Source organism: Streptococcus sanguinis (assembly GCF_900475275.1).
GTDB classification, from domain to species: domain Bacteria; phylum Bacillota; class Bacilli; order Lactobacillales; family Streptococcaceae; genus Streptococcus; species Streptococcus sanguinis_N.
Window position 1 is genome coordinate 2,303,353 of sequence record NZ_LS483364.1, and the last position, 16,589, is coordinate 2,319,941.

The following is a 16,589-nucleotide window of genomic DNA, read 5'->3' on the forward strand; positions in this document are numbered from 1 at the left end:
AATCTTGTCAACCCCTTGTAACTTTACACAAAAAGGCTGCTTCCCAAAGGAAACTCAGCCTTTTACAAGAGTTACTTCGCTTGATTTTTAGAAATACTTCTAGACTTGCCTTCTAGGTAAACCATCAAAATAGAAATATCTGCTGGATTGACACCAGAAATACGACTAGCCTGACCAATTGTTTCTGGATTGATTTTCTTAAACTTCTGTCGCGCTTCTGTCGCAATCGAGTCAATATCATCCCAATCAATGTTAGCTGGAATCCGCTTCTCTTCCATACGCTTCATCTTTTCAACCTGATCGAGAGCTTTGGAAATATAGCCTTCGTACTTAATCTCTGTCTCAATCAGCTCGATAATCTTCTCATCAAGCTCCTCTGCAGCCGGACCAATGAACTGAACTACATCTTGGTAAGACACTTCCGGACGCCGCATAAATTCTTTGGCAGTCACTGCATCCGTCAGAGGCTTAAAACCAAGGGCTTCTACCTTAGCATTTGTTTCCTTGACAGGTTTTAGCTTGATCGATTCCAAACGCTTCATCTCATTATCAAATTGATTCTTTTTAATCTCAAAACGAGCCCAGCGCTCATCATCTACCAGACCAATTTCTCGTCCCATCTCTGTCAAACGCATGTCAGCATTGTCATGACGGAGAATCAGACGGTACTCAGCTCGACTGGTCAAGAGTCGGTAAGGTTCTACCGTCCCCTTGGTCACCAAATCATCAATCATGACTCCAATGTAACCATCACTGCGCTTCAAGATCAACTCCGGCTTACCTTGGATTTTCAAGGCCGCATTAATCCCAGCAATAATCCCTTGACCTGCAGCTTCTTCGTAACCAGAAGTCCCATTGGTCTGACCTGCTGTAAAGAGTCCTGAAATTTTCTTGGTTTCTAAGGTTGCCCGCAACTGGTGGGGCATAATCATATCGTACTCAATGGCATAGCCTGTCCGCATCATCTCAGCATTTTCTAAACCTTTGATAGAGTGAACCAAGTCCTTTTGTACATCTTCTGGCAGACTGGTTGACAGCCCCTGCACATAAACTTCTTCCGTATCACGTCCCTCAGGCTCTAAGAAAAGCTGGTGTCGTTCTTTATCCGCAAAACGGACGATCTTATCCTCGATAGACGGGCAATAGCGTGGCCCCACTCCCTTAACGATACCTGAAAACATAGGAGCCCGGTGCAGGTTATTTTGGATAATTTCGTGACTTTCTGCATTGGTATAAGTCAACCAGCAAGGAACTTGATCTTTCACATAGTCCTCATCACGAGAAGTGTAAGAGAAATGATTGGCCTTTTCATCACCTGGCTGAATCTCGGTCACATCATAATTGATAGATGATGCCTTAACACGCGGAGGCGTTCCAGTTTTAAAACGACCAATTTCAAAACCTAGATCACGCAGGTTATCTGCTAAAGGAATGGCTGCCAGACTGTGATTAGGACCAGATGAATACTTGAGATCACCAATGATAATTTCTCCCCGCAAGGCTGTTCCGGTCGTAACAATGACGGCTTTAGCCGCATACTCCTGATGGGTCGCTGTCTTAACCCCAATGACCTTACCATCTTCTACCAAGATTTCATTAATCATGGTTTGCCGCAAGGTCAGATTTTCTTGATTTTCGACAGTCTTCCGCATTTCTTTGGAGTAAAGCTCTTTATCTGCCTGCGCCCGAAGAGCCCGAACAGCGGGTCCTTTACCAGTATTGAGCATTTTCATCTGAATATAGCTCTTGTCAATATTCTTGGCCATCTCTCCGCCCAAAGCATCTACTTCACGAACGACAATGCCTTTCGCAGATCCTCCTATAGAGGGATTGCAGGGCATAAAAGCCAGCATCTCAATATTGATGGTTGCCAAAAGAACCTTACAACCCATTCGACTAGCAGCAAGCGATGCCTCAACCCCAGCATGCCCTGCTCCAATCACGATAATATCATAACTTTCAGTAAAATTGTATGTCATTTTCTTTTTTCCTCATTTTTTCACCAAAAAAGGCCAAGTCTCTAGAAGTGCAGGACAAAAAAGCCTGCAACATCCATGAGCTTTGACCATCATAGGTATTGCTTATCTTATTGTAGCAGATTGAGCTGAATTGTCAATCTAAATGTACTGTAAGACTTGACCATTCTTATAAGCTCTGTCAATCAAGCCTCCACCTAGACATTCTTCTCCATCATAGAAGACGACTGCTTGACCTGGAGTAACAGCCCTTTGTGGTTGATCGAAGTTGACAACTGCCTTGTCACCCTTTACAGTAACTGTCACCTTGGAATCCGGCTGACGATAGCGAAACTTAGCTGTACACTCCATAGTAAATTCTTCTGGCATTTCTTTTGTGAAATGAACCTGACTAGCGTCAAGGCTGGTTGACATTAGATTGTCATGATAAAATCCCTGACCCACATAAAGAATATTTTGGCTGAGGTCTTTTCCAACCACAAACCAAGGCTCATTATCTCCGCCGTGCTGACCACCAATTCTAAGACCACCTCGCTGGCCAATGGTATAATACATCAACCCAGCATGCTGGCCCATATCTCGGCCTTCCAAGGTCATCATTCGACCAGGCTGGGCTGGTAAATATTGACTCAGAAATTCTTTAAAATTCTTCTCACCAATGAAGCAAATACCTGTCGAGTCTTTTTTCTTAGCTGTAGCTAAACCAGCTCTTTCAGCAATTGCTCGAACTTCTAGCTTTTCTAAATGACCCAGAGGAAACATAGTTTTTTGCAGTTGTTCCTGAGACAGCTGACTCAGAAAATAAGTCTGATCCTTGCCATTGTCTACACCGCGTAGCATATGAACTGTTCCATCTTCATCACGCGCCACTCGAGCATAATGACCCGTTGCCACATAATCTGCACCCAGTGTCAAGGCATAGTCAAGGAAGGCTTTAAACTTGATTTCCTTGTTACACATGACATCTGGATTTGGAGTCCTACCAGCTCGGTATTCCGCCAAGAAGTATTCAAAAACGCGATCCCAGTACTCTTTCTCAAAGTTGACAGAGTAGTAAGGAATGCCAATCTGATCTGCAACAGCAGCTACATCCTTGTAGTCTTCTGTGGCTGTACAGACACCAAATTCGTCTGTGTCGTCCCAGTTTTTCATGAAGATGCCAATCACATCGTAACCTTGTTCTTTTAAGAGCAAAGCAGTTACTGATGAATCGACACCTCCGCTCATACCAACAACGACACGAGTCTTAGAGTTATTACTCATTGTGTTCTCCCATCTTTTCGTTATTTCACGATTGAAGGTCGTGCTGTGCTTTCAACGATTGAAGGTCGCTTGAGCAAGGCCTATTATAGCACGAAAGGACTAGGAAAACAAATCAGAAATTTAACTAAATTTATTAACTGTAAATTATGTTTACAACTTTGTAAATATATTGATTTTCTCACTTACTTTCCTATCTAACGAAATTTTATAATATCTACTTTTAATTCATTTAAAAAATCAGCAGAAAGCCCTTAACTTTGTTATAATGAAAATAATAAATAAGCTGCAAGGAGAAATCATGACTTCACTAAGATTTCAATCTGTTTTTGATATTATTGGACCTGTGATGATAGGCCCATCAAGCAGCCATACAGCAGGCGCCGTCCGTATTGGAAAAATTGTCTCCTCTATTTTTAATGATGAGCCAACAGAAGTAGAATTCCAGCTCTTTAACTCTTTTGCCAAAACTTACCGAGGTCACGGAACTGACTTAGCTCTTGTAGCAGGGATTTTAGGTATGGATACAGATGATCCAGAGATTCCTAACAGCCTTGAAATCGCCTATAAACGCGGTATCAAGATTGTCTGGACGATTCAAAAGGATAGCAATGCACCCCACCCAAATACGACAAAGATTACAATCAAAAATGACCATAAAACAATCACTGTGACTGGAGTCTCTATCGGTGGCGGCAACATTCAAGTAACAGAGTTGAATGGTTTTTCAGTATCTCTGAGCATGAATACTCCGACCATCATTATTGTCCACCAGGATGTCCCAGGTATGATTGCCCATGTCACCGAAGCTCTGTCACGCTACAATATCAATATAGCTCAGATGAATGTTACACGTGAGAAGGCTGGAGAAAAAGCAATTATGATTATTGAAGTTGACAGCCGTAGCTGTGAGGAAGCCATCGATGAAATTCGCAATATTCCTCATCTGCACAATGTGAATTTCTTTAAGTAGGAGAAAATATGTTTTATTCCATCAAAGAATTAGTAGAGCAAGCCGACCTAGATTACCAAGGAAATGTTGCTGAATTGATGATTGCTACCGAGTATGAATTAACTGGTCGTGAAAGAGATGAAATCCTGCGACTGATGGGTCGCAATCTGGAAGTCATGAAAGCCTCTGTCCTTCTTGGACTTGATGAGAGTAAGTCTCGCAGCGGATTGACTGGCGGAGACGCAGCAAAACTTGACCACTATATCCAGTCAGGAAAAACTTTATCAGACCACACTGTGCTAACTGCTGCAAAAAATGCTATTGCTGTCAATGAGCATAATGCTAAAATGGGTTTAGTTTGTGCAACACCTACTGCCGGCAGCGCTGGCTGTCTGCCGGCTGTTCTTACATCAGCCATTGAAAAATTAGGACTCTCAGAAGAAGAACAGCTAAACTTTCTATTAGCTGCAGGCGCTTTTGGCCTAGTTATTGCCAATAATGCCTCAATTTCGGGTGCTGAAGGTGGCTGTCAAGCTGAGGTTGGCTCCGCTTCTGCTATGAGTGCAGCTGCTTTAGTTCTAGCTGCTGGAGGTTCACCTTTTCAAGCCAGTCAAGCTATTTGTTTTGTCATTAAAAACATGCTGGGTTTGATTTGCGATCCAGTAGCTGGTCTAGTGGAGGTGCCTTGTGTCAAGCGAAATGCTATGGGAGCCAGTTACGCCTTTATTGCAGCTGATATGGCTCTTGCGGGAATCGAATCTAAAATTCCTGTTGACGAAGTCATTGATGCTATGTATCAAGTTGGGTCAAGTCTGCCTACTGCTTTCAGAGAAACAGCTGAAGGCGGCCTAGCTACAACACCTACAGGCCGCAGACTTTCAAAAGAAATCTTTGGAGAATAACCTTGACAAATTTGTCAAGTAGATTTACTAGATAGTAAACAAGGAGACAAGATGAGTCATTTGAAATATATCTTCTTTGATTTGGATGGAACTCTAGTTGACAGTTCAAAGGGCATCCAAGAATCCTTTGAATACAGCTTCAAACAACTTGGAAAAGAGTGCCCTGAAGAAAGTATTATAAAAAGTTTTATGGGGCCGCCTCTGGAAGTAAGCTTCGCCTCTGTTCTTGAAGAAAGCCAAGTTCCAGAAGCGATTAACTATTACCGCAGCTTCTATAAGGAAAAAGGCATCTGGAATGTCCGCCTCTATGAGAGGATACCAGAATTGCTGACACAGTTAAAAGAAGCTGGTTATCAGATTTATGTAACAACGAGTAAGAATCAACCCACAGCACAAGATTTATTAGCAAATCTAGCTATCTCTGAGCAATTTGATGATATTTTTGGCTCACTGCCAGATTCATTTCACAAAGCAGATGTTCTGCGTCGAGCTCTGCAAACACTAGATGCAAATCCAGAAGAAACCATAATTATAGGCGATACAAAGTTTGATATAATTGGCGGTAAAGAAGTAGGAATCTCAACTCTGGGAGTCCTTTGGGGCTTTGGCAACCAAAAAGAGTTACTAGAAAACGGAGCAGATTTGCTGGCTAATTCTCCCAAGCACATTTTAAAAATATTGAACGAACACTTTTCATAACTTTACACATTTGTCGATCTAGATAAGATTGTTCCCTTTAAATCTTTATCTACACTATCATTTTCTGCTTATAAATTGTCAACTTTATGTAAACCAAAAAACCACAGAAATCTGTGGTTTTTTTATTTCTATCTTAGTAGCCCCAAGCTGAAAGTCCTTGAGCACTGTAGGCACTATATGCTGATTGGATTTGATCATCAACAGTAGCCGTTGATCCCCAACCTGGCATCGTTTGGAAAAGACCACTAGCACCAGATGCGTTGTAAGCATCTACTTGACCATTTGATTCACGAGCAATGATAGCTTCCCAAGTTGATGCAGGAACACCTGTCATTTCTGCCATACGTGATGCTGCATAAGAGCCAGTTGCACCAGCAGTATTACCATTGCTAAGTACAAGGCCTCCTGATGTTGCTGCTGAATTAGCTGTTGCTGCAGGTGCTGCATAATTATTTACGGGAGTTGCAGTTGCTGCTACGCTTGTTTCAGACGTTTTGGCACTATTTCCAAGTTCCAAGATTTGACCAACACGGATGTGATTTGGATCTGCAATCTTGTTTAACTCTACTAATTTCTCAAGAGTTGTATTTTTTTCGTTAGCAATAGCTGATAAAGTATCACCGGCTTCAACTGTATAGGTTTCAGCATTCGCAATACCTGAAACCAAGAAAGCCGCTGCAGCGACTGCACCTGTTAAAGTCCATTTTGCTGTTTTTTTGTTCATTAAAAAGTAATTCTCCTTTCGGTGATAATACTATCTTACACATAAAATATTACCAAAAAGTTACATTACCAAGTCAAACGTTACAAGAACATTTAGTTTAGACATTAAAAACAGACTTTTAGAGCTTTTTTGCCAAATATTTTCTTTGATCAAGTAAAAAATAGACAACTTTAACTTATACTATTCTCTAAAAACACTTTAAACAGCAGGTCAGTTTTTCAATATATAAAGCAGAATACCTAATATAAATAAGCTAATAATAGCCAAGCTGTCATTTCTTTTCCATGCCAAACGGCGAAAACGTGTCCGACCTTCACCTCCATTATAGCCGCGCGCTTCCATGGCAATAGCTAGAGCATCCGCCCTTTTAAAACTGGAAGCAAATAAAGGGATTAGAATGGGAATAATAGATTTAATCTTTTGAATGATTTTTCCCTCACCGAAGTCAACACCACGCGCCCTCTGGGCGTTCATAATCCGAGTAGTATCATCCATTAAAGTTGGAACGAAACGTAAGCTCATAGAAAGCATCAGGCCAATCTCATGTGCTGGCACCTTGAAAACCTTCAGAGGCTTCAGCAAAGACTCCACGGCATCAGACAAGCTTAAGGGGGTCGTTGTCAGAGTCAGAAGAGTAGAAAAGAAAATAATCAGAATAAAGCGGCTAAAAATGATGCCAGCCTGTGACAGTCCTGCTTCTGTAATTCTGAAAAAAGCAAACTGAAAAATTGTAGCGCCTCCTGAGGTCAAAAACAGCTGGAACAAGGTAGTAAAAGCTATGATAAAAACCATGGACTGGATACCCTTTAAAAAGAACTTCAAAGGAACCTTGGACAGCAAGACCAAACTAAAAACAAAAACAAACAACAGCAGATTGGTCACAAGATTATTAGCCCAGAAAATTAATAGAATAAAAAGAAACATCGCCAGCAACTTGCTCCGCGGATCCAAACGATGGATGATTGAATTTCCGGGAATATAGCGACCTAAAATCAACTTATCCATGCAAGATCTCCTTGAATTCTTCAATTGTAATAGGATAATGCGAGAAATTCATCCCTTTCTCCGCCAATTCGTGTGCAAATTTTGTAATCTTAGGAACACCCAATTGAATACTCTCCATAAAATCAAGATCCTGAAAGACCTGAGCAGGCTGACCGCTCTTGACGACTCTGCCCTTATCTAAAACATAGACTGTATCAGCGAAGTTGGCTACATCATCCATTAGGTGAGTTACCAAAACAATGGTCATACCGGCACGATGCAGCTCTTCAAAAAGCCTCATCAGTTCTTTTCGACCGGATGGATCAAGCCCTGCTGTCGGCTCATCCAAAACCAAGATATCAGGTTCCATGGCTAATATACCAGCGATAGCCACCCTGCGCATCTGGCCACCAGAAAGTTCGAAAGGACTGCGATTAAACAAATCCTCAGAAATTCCGACTAAGTGCAGCTTTTCACGCGCCAAAGCTTCGGCTTCTTCCTTAGAAACACCAAAATTCTGAGGGCCAAAAGCCACATCTTTCAAAACTGTTTCATCAAAAACTTGACTTTCCGGAAATTGAAAGACTAGACCGACCTTCTTGCGCACCTGTTTAATGTCTTTATTGACAGAATCAGCCGTGATGACTGTACTGCCTACTTCAACACTGCCTTGATTAGGAACTAGCAAGCCATTTAAAAGCTGGAGGATTGTTGACTTACCGCTGCCAGTATGCCCGATAAGAGCTGTATAACTGCCGGATTTTATCTCCAAATCCACTCCAAAAAGCGCTGGTCCCTCAAAAGGGGTGCCAGCTTGATAAGTATAACTTACGTTTTTGAGAGTAATGCCCATAGTTGATCCTGCAATTCTTTTTCTGTTAAGTAAGTGTCTGGCAGAGGAAACCCTGACTGACGCAAAGCCGCCTTTACCTGATTAACAAATGGCTGATCCAATCCTAGCTCTTCCAAATCTTCTCGAGAAAAAAGCTCTCTCGGGGTAGCGGTAGACTCAACCTGACCCTCTTTCATAACCAAAACACGGTCGCTTAAGGCTATTTCATCCAGGTCGTGAGTGATAGAAATGACGGTCAGCTGATTACTATCTTTAATTTTTTTCACGGTCTGGATAAGATCCAAACGTCCCTCTGGATCCAGCATGCTAGTTGCTTCATCCAAAATAATAATATCCGGTCTCAGAGCTACCACACCTGCAACAGCTACTCGCTGTTTCTGGCCTCCGGAAAGACGAGCTGGTTCACGTTCTCTAAAATCCTGCATACCGACAAGCTCTAATGCCTGCTGGACTCGCTCTACCATCAGATCATAGGCTAGCCCTTGATTTTCCAAACCAAAGGCTACATCGTCTTCTACAGTTGCTCCGACAAACTGATTATCTGGATTTTGGAATACCATGCCAATCTGTCTGCGTTTTTCCCAGACGTTTTCAGCTGTTAGCTTATCACCTGAGATAATAATATCTCCGCTTTCCGCTTCTAAAAGACCGTCAATCAAACGAACTGTGGTTGATTTTCCACTCCCATTATGACCGACAATAGACAGCCATTCCCCTTTTTTTACTTGAAAGGAGACATCATTTAAAGTGTAATTCTCAGACTCACTATCGTATTTGTACTTAAGATTTCTTACTTCGATGATATTTTCCATATTATTTAAAGGTATCTTTAAAGAGATAGGCACTTCCCTTGAAGTAGTCATATCCAGAATAAATCGTAAAGATTAAAGCGATATACAGAAGGATTTGTCCTAAGAGAGTCCAATGAATCAGTAGAAAAATAATAGCAAACATCTGCGTGAAGGTCTTGATTTTACCTGGCATAGCAGCTGCTAAGACTGTACCGCCTGTTTCCACTAAAAGCAAGCGCAGACCTGTTACTGCCAATTCCCGGCAAATAATAATAGCCACAACCCAGGCAGGAGCCAGTTTCATCTCAATCAACATGATAAAAGCAGACATCACTAAAAGCTTATCAGCCATGGGATCAGCAAATTTACCAAAGTTTGTTACCACTTCCCACTTTCGTGCCAAATAACCATCTAGATAATCAGTTATACTGGCAAAAGCAAATATAAAAGCTGCCAAGATATGCATGGTGTAAGAATGACCGAATGTTAAAATCACAACAAATACAGGGATTAAAGCAATTCTAACAAGAGTTAAGGCATTTGGAATATTTTCTTTTTTCATGGGATTCCCTTCGTTTTTATCCTTTCGTAATGTTCAAACTAATGGTTCCACTATCACTAGTCAAAGCCGAAGTATCTAGTTTTTGTCCCTCTATCGTCACAGTTGCTCCTTTAACAGGTGCTATCGTAATAAGATACTTATTGCCTGGCTCAAGAGAAACCGTCTGGCTTGATTTTTCAGGAGATAAGGTGATGCCTTCGGCTAGTTCTGAATCGCTTATGCTTACCAAATTGGTTGTTTGCTCCACAGAAACGGTCACTTTAACAGGCTGACCTGCTCCGCTATACTCAGCAGTCAAATTATCTCCGTTTCCACTAACTGTCAATTTGCTAGCCGAGGAAGAAACTGACTTAGAATCAGCCGAAGAAAAGGAAATCTTCTGACTGTTAGTACTTGTAGAAGACACCAGACTATAATTGCTGTTAGATGCTTTGAAACTTACCGAATTAGTGTGAGCATAACTCCAGATATAGTATGCCACGAAAGCAGCAATAGCTGAAGCCAACAAGAGAAAATAGAACAAGGGCAGAAAAGAGCTTTTATTTTTATTTTTTCTGCTCCTGAATTCCTCATCTGCTGCCAGTGCCACTTCATCAAAGACAATCATCTCACCAGCTTCGTAAGCCTCCAGAATAATGGATTCATCCAAATCTACAGCCCAAGCATATTTCCGCAAGAAGCTGCGGGCATAGAAAGGACTAGGAAGCAAATCATAGTCATTCCGTTCCAGCGCTTCCAACAAATCCTGCTGGATATCTGTCTTTTTTGACAGTTCCTCTAAGCTCAGCCCTTGATTGGTCCGGGCAAGTTTCAACACTTCTCCTATCGTTTTTTTTCTCATACGTACTTTTCCCTTATTTCTATTTTTCACTATTTTAACAAAATTTTAAAAACGATTCTGGAATTATTTTGGAAAAATAGTAAAATCTGTCATATCACACTGATCGATAAATCGATGACCTAGTTTTATCACATCATTCAAGCTGATATCCTGTAAAATTTTCGGCAAATCAAACAGATTCTCACCCGTCAAATGCGGTTCATATTGGGTTGCAATATACTCAAGTGAGTTTAAACCGTGCAGAAAATCACCAAACATCTCACTTTTAATCGTATCCAAATGCTCTTCTGTCACATCCGGATCCTTGTCAAAATTCTTGATGGCTGAGCGAAATTGATGAGAAAGTCCCACCGGCTCCTGAGTGTCCATCGTCAGCATGACAAAGTGAAAATCTTTTTCTACTTCCACTTCCAGCGTTAAAGAATTATCCATTTTCCCACTTTCATAGAGGGACTGGAAACGCTTGGAAGTCCAGCCAAACATCATGGCAAATAGGAGTTTCAAAGTGATTTTATAGCGATACAACTCCGATTCATCAACAAAGTCCGTACCTCGAATCCCAACTGCCAGTTTTGGACTAGCCACCTCCATTCGGTAGGTATCCGTTGACACCACTGGGTGAAGGCTAACAGGAATTTTTTCAATCGGTTCCGAACTCCCAGCAAAAACTAGTTTTTCCTGCTGTTCTGCAATCTCTGCAGCTATCTGTTCCAAATCAAAATTACCAATTACAAACAAAGTCATATTAGAAGGATGATAAAAGTTCTTGAAATTTTCCTTCAAATTTTCGACGGTAATCTCAGAGATGGACTCTTTCGTTCCTGCAATGTCTTCTGCCAGAGATGTTTGAGGATAGAGATTAGCCAAGGCTCCAAAAAAGAGACGATAATCTGGATTATCTTGGTACATTTCGATTTCTTGGCCGATAATATCCTGTTCCCGCAAAATGGATTCTTTTGTGAAATCAGCCCGATGCACCAGTTCTTGCAAAAGCTGTAGATTTTCTGAAATGTTATCTGTTGCAGAAAACAGATAGCTGGTCCGAGTAAAGCTTGTAAAGGCATTGCTCTCAGCCCCTAACTTAGTAAATTCCAGCAGCAAATCCTTTCCCTGCGGGCCTTCAAAAAGCTTATGTTCCAAAAAATGAGCTATTCCAGCCGGATATTGAGTGACCTGCTTGGTTTCACGTGAAACAATCCCTGTATCCACTGAACCAAAATTAGTTGAGATAATCCCATAAGTTTCATTAAAATCATTTTTAGGCAGAAGAAAAACACGCAAACCGTTTGCTAATACTGTCTGATAGACAGTTTCTCCTACTGCTGAATAATTGATTTTTTCTAGCACTTCTCCCTGCATTATTTTCCTTCCATAAAGTAAATAGCTTGTAATTTTAAGAGGCCAGCTGACTTGATAATATCATCCTTACGAACCTGTTCCAAAGCTTCCAGCCAAGCTTCAAGAGATAAGAATTTTTTCCCTAAAACAGAAGCCATATAGGCTCTCTCTAAGATTGTATTCTGTCGATCCTGAGCTAACAATACTGAATTTCTCAGCATTTTCTTGGTTTGATTCAGTTCTTCCTGACTAAAATTCCCACGCTTCAAATCAGCAATCTGTCGGTTGATTAAAGCAACTGTTCTGGTCCGATTGCTACGATCAATACCAGCGTAAATCCGCATCATTCCTGAAAAAATATCAAAATTGCTAGAAATTGTATAAGCCAGCCCTTCCTTTTCACGAAGATTGACAAATAATTTCGAATGGGCAAAGCCACCTAGCAAAGCATTTAAAACAACCAAAGGCAGGTGCTCACTCTCTCCGTACTGAATAGGGAAGTGATAGGCCAACTCAATAATTGACTGATGGACATCTTTCTGCTCCAGTCCTTCTCGTAAAACATTGGAATATTCTTGCTGATAAACTAACTGAAGTTCTTGTTGGCGAGGTGCAAAATTGAAAGATTGAATTTTCTCCCGAACAGCCACTTCATTAAAGTCCCCAATAAAGAAAAAGTCAATCTGATTTTCCTGAAGCATCTGCTGAAAAGCAACAAAACTGCTTGCAGCTGTTTCTTTCTGAATTAATTCAATCGTCCCAACACGAGGCATCTGCATTTCCTCTTCTTCATAAAAGAGTTTATCTAATTCTCGATGAGCATGATAAAAATGATTTTCAATTTCAGCTTCCAAATCATTCAAGATATTTTTCTTCTCAATTTCAAAAGCAGATTCATCAAAAGCATCCTGACTTACCAATGGAGAAAACAAGCTGGCTTTCAAAAAATCAAGCATGGCATCTGTCAGGACATTCTTGCGACTCAAAAATTTATCCCGCACAAAAGAAAGATTGATATCTAAATAATGCACCAATCCTCTCCTTGAAAGACTCGTAGAATAATCAGCACCATACAAATTGGCCAAACGTTCTCTGAAAGCCTGCGAAGTAGGATAAACAGCATTGACAGTCTCTAGCATGCTAGCTGTTAAAACCCGACCAGCTACTGTTTCTTTGGACATAGGCGCTGAAAAACGAACCCTAATTTTGTTTGTTTTAAATTTTTCTGATTGAATAAAATGGAGACGAACTCCTTTAGTGATTTCCATGACGCCCCTCATACTGAATAATATAGACTACTATTATATCATGAAATGCCTCTGATTTGTTTGTTCTACCAAGCTTTTTGCTGATTAAAACGTTTTCTGATAACAGGAGAAAATTTCCACTTTTATCCAAAGCACCTCAGCACTTTTTACTAACAAATATGGTATAATGACAGGGTTGAGGTGAAATATGGAATATAAATTATTTGATGACTACATCACGCTACAAGCACTTTTAAAAGAAACAGGAATTATCCAAAGCGGCGGAGCAATTAAAACATTTCTAAGTGAATATCCAGTTCTTTTTAACGGTGAGCCAGAAAACCGCCGGGGAAAAAAACTCCGTATCAATGACAGGATTTCCCTTCCCGAGCAAGGAATTGAAATTGATTTAACAGCCCCTAGTCAAGAAGAAATTCTGCAACACCAGAAAGAAATCGCAGAAAAAAAACGAGTTGCTGAACTTGTCAAAGCCATGAATAAGGATTTAAAAAAATCTCAGACTTCTAAAAAAGAAAAGCGTAAGAATACAGGGATACCTAAAAAGCAGAAAACTACTAAAAACCCTGTTCGCTTCCCTGGTATCTAATCATGTGGCTACAATCATTAAAAATCAAGCATTTCCGAAATTATCAGGAAGCTGATATTGACTTCCATCCTGGCTTAAATGTCTTTCTAGGCCAGAACGCACAAGGTAAAACCAATATTTTAGAAGCTGTTTATTTCCTGGCCTTGACAAGAAGCCACCGCACACGCTCAGATAAGGATCTGATTCATTTTACAGAAAATGACCTCCTTGTTTCTGGCATCTTAGAAAAAAAGACTGGTAAAGTTCCCCTTGACATTAACTTGACACCAAAAGGTCGCATCACAAAAGTCAATCACTTAAAACAAAGTAAATTATCAGACTATATTGGAACTATGAATGTTGTTCTTTTTGCTCCTGAAGATTTACAGTTGATTAAAGGTTCTCCCAGTCTACGTCGTAAATTTATAGACATTGAACTCGGACAAATCAAACCTGTCTATCTATCAGATTTATCCAATTACAACCATGTCCTCAAACAACGCAATGCTTATCTGAAAGCTAATGACAAAGTTGATGAAACCTTCTTGACTGTCCTTGATGATCAGCTGGTTGACTATGGCTGTCGTGTCATAAGGCATCGGTTGGATTTTTTGCAAAAATTAGAAAGCTTTGCTCAAGACAAGCACTGGGACATCTCTCAAAATTTGGAAGAATTGACTGTCAAGTATCTGTCATCTATTCCTTTACACCAAATTGAGAATTTAGAAGAAACTTACCGCTCTTCCTTAATAAGCAGTCGTAAACGTGACCTATTCAAAAAAAATACAGGTGTTGGTCCCCATCGTGATGATATTGCTTTTTTTATCAACCAGATGGATGCCAACTTTGGTAGTCAAGGTCAGCATCGCAGTCTTGTTTTATCACTGAAACTAGCTGAAATCAAGTTAATAGAAAGCATTACGAAGGAAACGCCTATTTTGTTGCTTGACGATGTAATGAGCGAACTTGACAATAACCGTCAACTAAAATTATTAGAAACTATCTCTCAGGATATTCAAACTTTCATCACTACAACAACTTTAGAACATTTAAAAAATCTTCCACAAGATATTAAAATTTTCACCATTCAGCAAGGACAAATTATATCTCAATCCTAGCATTACATGAGGTTTACGTTTTTGTAAATTTCATTTACAAAATATTGCTTATAGTGTGAACGAATTATATCGAATTGTTGTTAGAACAGCTTTTATAACCTCTTGAATTGTAAAGGTATGTCAATTTAAATCGTAAATTTAAAACGAGGTTAGGAAAAATTCCCGACCTCGTTTTATTTTTTATTGAACTGAATAGTTAGGGGCTTCATTTGTAATTTGTACATCATGAGGGTGGCTTTCCTTTAATCCGGCGCCACTCATCTCAATAAACTGAGCATTATCGTGAAGTTCTTGCAGATTTGCAGCACCAACATAGCCCATTCCAGAGCGGATACCACCGAGCATCTGGAAGACAATATCTGCAGCAGCTCCCTTGTACGCCACACGGCCTTCAATTCCTTCTGGAACTAGCTTATTAGCTTCATTAACAGACCCTTGGAAGTAACGGTCACTAGAGCCCTTCTTCATAGCGGCGATGGATCCCATACCACGGTAAGTCTTAAATTTCCGACCTTGGAAGATTTCTGTCTCGCCTGGCGCTTCGTCTGTACCAGCAAACATTGAACCTAACATAACAGCATTTCCACCTGCAGCCAAAGCCTTGACAATATCTCCAGAATACTTAATTCCACCATCAGCAATGATGGTTTTTCCATATTCACGCGCCACAGCAGCTGCATCATAAATAGCAGTTACTTGGGGAACACCAACACCAGCAATTACACGGGTTGTACAGATAGAACCAGGACCAATTCCGACCTTAACAACATCCACGCCTGCTTCATAAAGAGCGCGTGCACCTTCAGCAGTTGCAATATTTCCAGCAATCAAGGTGCGTTCAGGAAAATGAGCACGAATCTCAGCAATCTTGCGTAAAACTCCAGCTGAGTGACCATGAGCAGTATCAATAACAATCGCATCTGCACCAGCTTCAAAGAGAGCTTCCGCACGTTCAAAAGTATCTGAAGTAACACCGACAGCACCAGCTACCAAGAGACGGCCAAACTCATCTTTAGCAGCATTTGGAAACTCAATAACCTTTTCAATATCTTTAATGGTAATCAAACCTGAAAGACATCCCTTATCGTCAACCAAAGGCAACTTTTCAATCCGGTGCTCCTGCAAAATGCGCTCTGCAGTTCCTAAATCTGTACCGACAGGCGCCGTTACAAGATTCTCACTGGTCATATGACGAGAAATAGGTTGGTCATAGTCAGAAATAAAACGCAAATCACGATTAGTTAGAATCCCTACTAACTTACGATTTTCAAGAGTTTCTACAACAGGAACACCACTGATACGGTAACGTCCCATCAACTCATCTGCTTCAGCAATCGTATGCTCTGGCGTTAGGAAAAAAGGATCAATAATAACGCCATTCTCAGAACGTTTAACCTTTCGAACTTCATCAGCCTGTTGCTCAATAGACATATTTTTGTGGATAACTCCAAGACCACCGGCACGGGCAATAGCGATAGCCATCTGACTCTCTGTAACAGTGTCCATAGCGGCAGTAATAATTGGGATATTCAAGGTCAGGTTCTCAGCAAGCTTGGTACTCAAATCAGCATCGTTGGGCAGTACATGACTTTCAGCTGGAATCAGCAGCACATCATCAAAGGTAAAACCTTTTTTCAAAAATTTAGTGTCCCAGTTAGACATCCACAGTTTCCTCTTTTCCTTTTTATTAAACTAATATCCAAAGAGAATTGAAGTTCAGTTTTCTTTGAATAAGAGCTGGTTTTTTTGTTGTTAA

General features: G+C 40.6%; 16 protein-coding genes. 5 read left to right on the forward strand and 11 right to left on the reverse strand.

What is annotated here, in order from left to right:
* Positions 1 to 71: 71 nt before the first annotated feature.
* Positions 72 to 1,979: a tRNA uridine-5-carboxymethylaminomethyl(34) synthesis enzyme MnmG gene (mnmG, locus tag DQM55_RS11555; RefSeq protein WP_111676863.1), complete on the reverse strand. Its 1,908-nt coding sequence runs from the start codon at positions 1,977 to 1,979 to the stop codon at positions 72 to 74.
* 138 nt (positions 1,980 to 2,117) lie between these two features.
* Positions 2,118 to 3,263 (reverse strand): tRNA 2-thiouridine(34) synthase MnmA, encoded by a 1,146-nt coding sequence (gene mnmA / locus DQM55_RS11560; RefSeq protein WP_260468701.1) that lies wholly within the window; start codon positions 3,261 to 3,263, stop codon positions 2,118 to 2,120.
* Positions 3,264 to 3,537: 274 nt separating this feature from the next.
* On the opposite strand from mnmA, the gene sdaAB reads away from it, so the two are divergent.
* From sdaAB to DQM55_RS11575, 3 genes are read left to right on the forward strand one after another with little or no spacing between them, the layout of a single operon-like run.
* Positions 3,538 to 4,209: an L-serine ammonia-lyase, iron-sulfur-dependent subunit beta gene (sdaAB, locus tag DQM55_RS11565; RefSeq protein ID WP_111676867.1), complete on the forward strand. Its 672-nt coding sequence runs from the start codon at positions 3,538 to 3,540 to the stop codon at positions 4,207 to 4,209.
* Positions 4,210 to 4,217: 8 nt separating this feature from the next.
* Entirely contained in the window at positions 4,218 to 5,090 is an 873-nt protein-coding gene (gene sdaAA, locus DQM55_RS11570) for an L-serine ammonia-lyase, iron-sulfur-dependent, subunit alpha (RefSeq protein ID WP_111676869.1), read from the forward strand.
* A gap of 51 nt (positions 5,091 to 5,141) precedes the next feature.
* Complete coding sequence (locus DQM55_RS11575) at positions 5,142 to 5,789, forward strand: HAD family hydrolase (protein ID WP_111676871.1); 648 nt, start codon at positions 5,142 to 5,144, stop codon at positions 5,787 to 5,789.
* A gap of 133 nt (positions 5,790 to 5,922) precedes the next feature.
* Here the strand turns inward: DQM55_RS11575 and DQM55_RS11580 are convergent, their stop codons facing one another.
* The 8 genes from DQM55_RS11580 to yfmF all read right to left on the reverse strand — a co-directional run bounded on the left by DQM55_RS11580 (position 5,923) and on the right by yfmF (position 13,150).
* Positions 5,923 to 6,513: a LysM peptidoglycan-binding domain-containing protein gene (locus DQM55_RS11580; RefSeq protein ID WP_009659542.1), complete on the reverse strand. Its 591-nt coding sequence runs from the start codon at positions 6,511 to 6,513 to the stop codon at positions 5,923 to 5,925.
* 210 nt (positions 6,514 to 6,723) lie between these two features.
* Positions 6,724 to 7,518, reverse strand: a complete 795-nt coding sequence (locus DQM55_RS11585) for an energy-coupling factor transporter transmembrane component T family protein (RefSeq protein ID WP_111676873.1) — start codon at positions 7,516 to 7,518, stop codon at positions 6,724 to 6,726.
* Positions 7,511 to 8,350: an energy-coupling factor ABC transporter ATP-binding protein gene (locus tag DQM55_RS11590; protein ID WP_002894262.1), complete on the reverse strand. Its 840-nt coding sequence runs from the start codon at positions 8,348 to 8,350 to the stop codon at positions 7,511 to 7,513. Before DQM55_RS11590 ends, DQM55_RS11585 begins: the two co-directional genes overlap by 8 nt.
* Positions 8,326 to 9,162 (reverse strand): energy-coupling factor ABC transporter ATP-binding protein, encoded by an 837-nt coding sequence (locus tag DQM55_RS11595; protein WP_172454776.1) that lies wholly within the window; start codon positions 9,160 to 9,162, stop codon positions 8,326 to 8,328. The genes DQM55_RS11590 and DQM55_RS11595 overlap by 25 nt, the downstream gene beginning before the upstream one ends.
* A gap of 1 nt (position 9,163) precedes the next feature.
* Positions 9,164 to 9,703 (reverse strand): CDP-diacylglycerol--glycerol-3-phosphate 3-phosphatidyltransferase, encoded by a 540-nt coding sequence (gene pgsA / locus DQM55_RS11600; protein ID WP_111676877.1) that lies wholly within the window; start codon positions 9,701 to 9,703, stop codon positions 9,164 to 9,166.
* 16 nt (positions 9,704 to 9,719) lie between these two features.
* Positions 9,720 to 10,574, reverse strand: a complete 855-nt coding sequence (rodZ, locus tag DQM55_RS11605; RefSeq protein WP_111676879.1) for a cytoskeleton protein RodZ — start codon at positions 10,572 to 10,574, stop codon at positions 9,720 to 9,722.
* 33 nt (positions 10,575 to 10,607) lie between these two features.
* Entirely contained in the window at positions 10,608 to 11,903 is a 1,296-nt protein-coding gene (gene yfmH / locus DQM55_RS11610) for an EF-P 5-aminopentanol modification-associated protein YfmH (RefSeq protein WP_111676881.1), read from the reverse strand.
* A complete protein-coding gene (gene yfmF, locus DQM55_RS11615) occupies positions 11,903 to 13,150 on the reverse strand; it encodes an EF-P 5-aminopentanol modification-associated protein YfmF (RefSeq protein ID WP_331813025.1) in 1,248 nt (415 codons plus the stop codon). Before yfmF ends, yfmH begins: the two co-directional genes overlap by 1 nt.
* Positions 13,151 to 13,337: 187 nt before the next feature.
* Between yfmF and yaaA the strand changes: the two genes are divergently transcribed.
* Both yaaA and recF read left to right on the forward strand, forming a co-directional pair.
* Positions 13,338 to 13,736, forward strand: coding sequence for a S4 domain-containing protein YaaA (gene yaaA / locus DQM55_RS11620; RefSeq protein ID WP_111676885.1), 399 nt, complete (start codon positions 13,338 to 13,340; stop codon positions 13,734 to 13,736).
* Between the two features lie 2 nt (positions 13,737 to 13,738).
* Positions 13,739 to 14,833: a DNA replication/repair protein RecF gene (gene recF, locus DQM55_RS11625; RefSeq protein ID WP_111676887.1), complete on the forward strand. Its 1,095-nt coding sequence runs from the start codon at positions 13,739 to 13,741 to the stop codon at positions 14,831 to 14,833.
* A gap of 180 nt (positions 14,834 to 15,013) precedes the next feature.
* Here recF and guaB read toward each other — a convergent pair whose 3' ends face one another.
* Positions 15,014 to 16,495: an IMP dehydrogenase gene (gene guaB, locus DQM55_RS11630; RefSeq protein WP_111676888.1), complete on the reverse strand. Its 1,482-nt coding sequence runs from the start codon at positions 16,493 to 16,495 to the stop codon at positions 15,014 to 15,016.
* Positions 16,496 to 16,589 lie beyond the last annotated feature (94 nt).

Coding starts and splice junctions, on each gene's coding strand:
- mnmG (WP_111676863.1), bottom strand. CDS start 1,979: ATGACATACAATTTTACTGAAAGTTATGATATTATCGTGATTGGAGCA.
- sdaAB (WP_111676867.1), top strand. CDS start 3,538: ATGACTTCACTAAGATTTCAATCTGTTTTTGATATTATTGGACCTGTG.
- sdaAA (WP_111676869.1), top strand. CDS start 4,218: ATGTTTTATTCCATCAAAGAATTAGTAGAGCAAGCCGACCTAGATTAC.
- DQM55_RS11575 (WP_111676871.1), top strand. CDS start 5,142: ATGAGTCATTTGAAATATATCTTCTTTGATTTGGATGGAACTCTAGTT.
- DQM55_RS11580 (WP_009659542.1), bottom strand. CDS start 6,513: ATGAACAAAAAAACAGCAAAATGGACTTTAACAGGTGCAGTCGCTGCA.
- DQM55_RS11585 (WP_111676873.1), bottom strand. CDS start 7,518: ATGGATAAGTTGATTTTAGGTCGCTATATTCCCGGAAATTCAATCATC.
- DQM55_RS11590 (WP_002894262.1), bottom strand. CDS start 8,350: ATGGGCATTACTCTCAAAAACGTAAGTTATACTTATCAAGCTGGCACC.
- DQM55_RS11595 (WP_172454776.1), bottom strand. CDS start 9,162: ATGGAAAATATCATCGAAGTAAGAAATCTTAAGTACAAATACGATAGT.
- pgsA (WP_111676877.1), bottom strand. CDS start 9,703: ATGAAAAAAGAAAATATTCCAAATGCCTTAACTCTTGTTAGAATTGCT.
- yfmH (WP_111676881.1), bottom strand. CDS start 11,903: ATGCAGGGAGAAGTGCTAGAAAAAATCAATTATTCAGCAGTAGGAGAA.
- yfmF (WP_331813025.1), bottom strand. CDS start 13,150: ATGGAAATCACTAAAGGAGTTCGTCTCCATTTTATTCAATCAGAAAAA.
- yaaA (WP_111676885.1), top strand. CDS start 13,338: ATGGAATATAAATTATTTGATGACTACATCACGCTACAAGCACTTTTA.
- recF (WP_111676887.1), top strand. CDS start 13,739: ATGTGGCTACAATCATTAAAAATCAAGCATTTCCGAAATTATCAGGAA.
- guaB (WP_111676888.1), bottom strand. CDS start 16,495: ATGTCTAACTGGGACACTAAATTTTTGAAAAAAGGTTTTACCTTTGAT.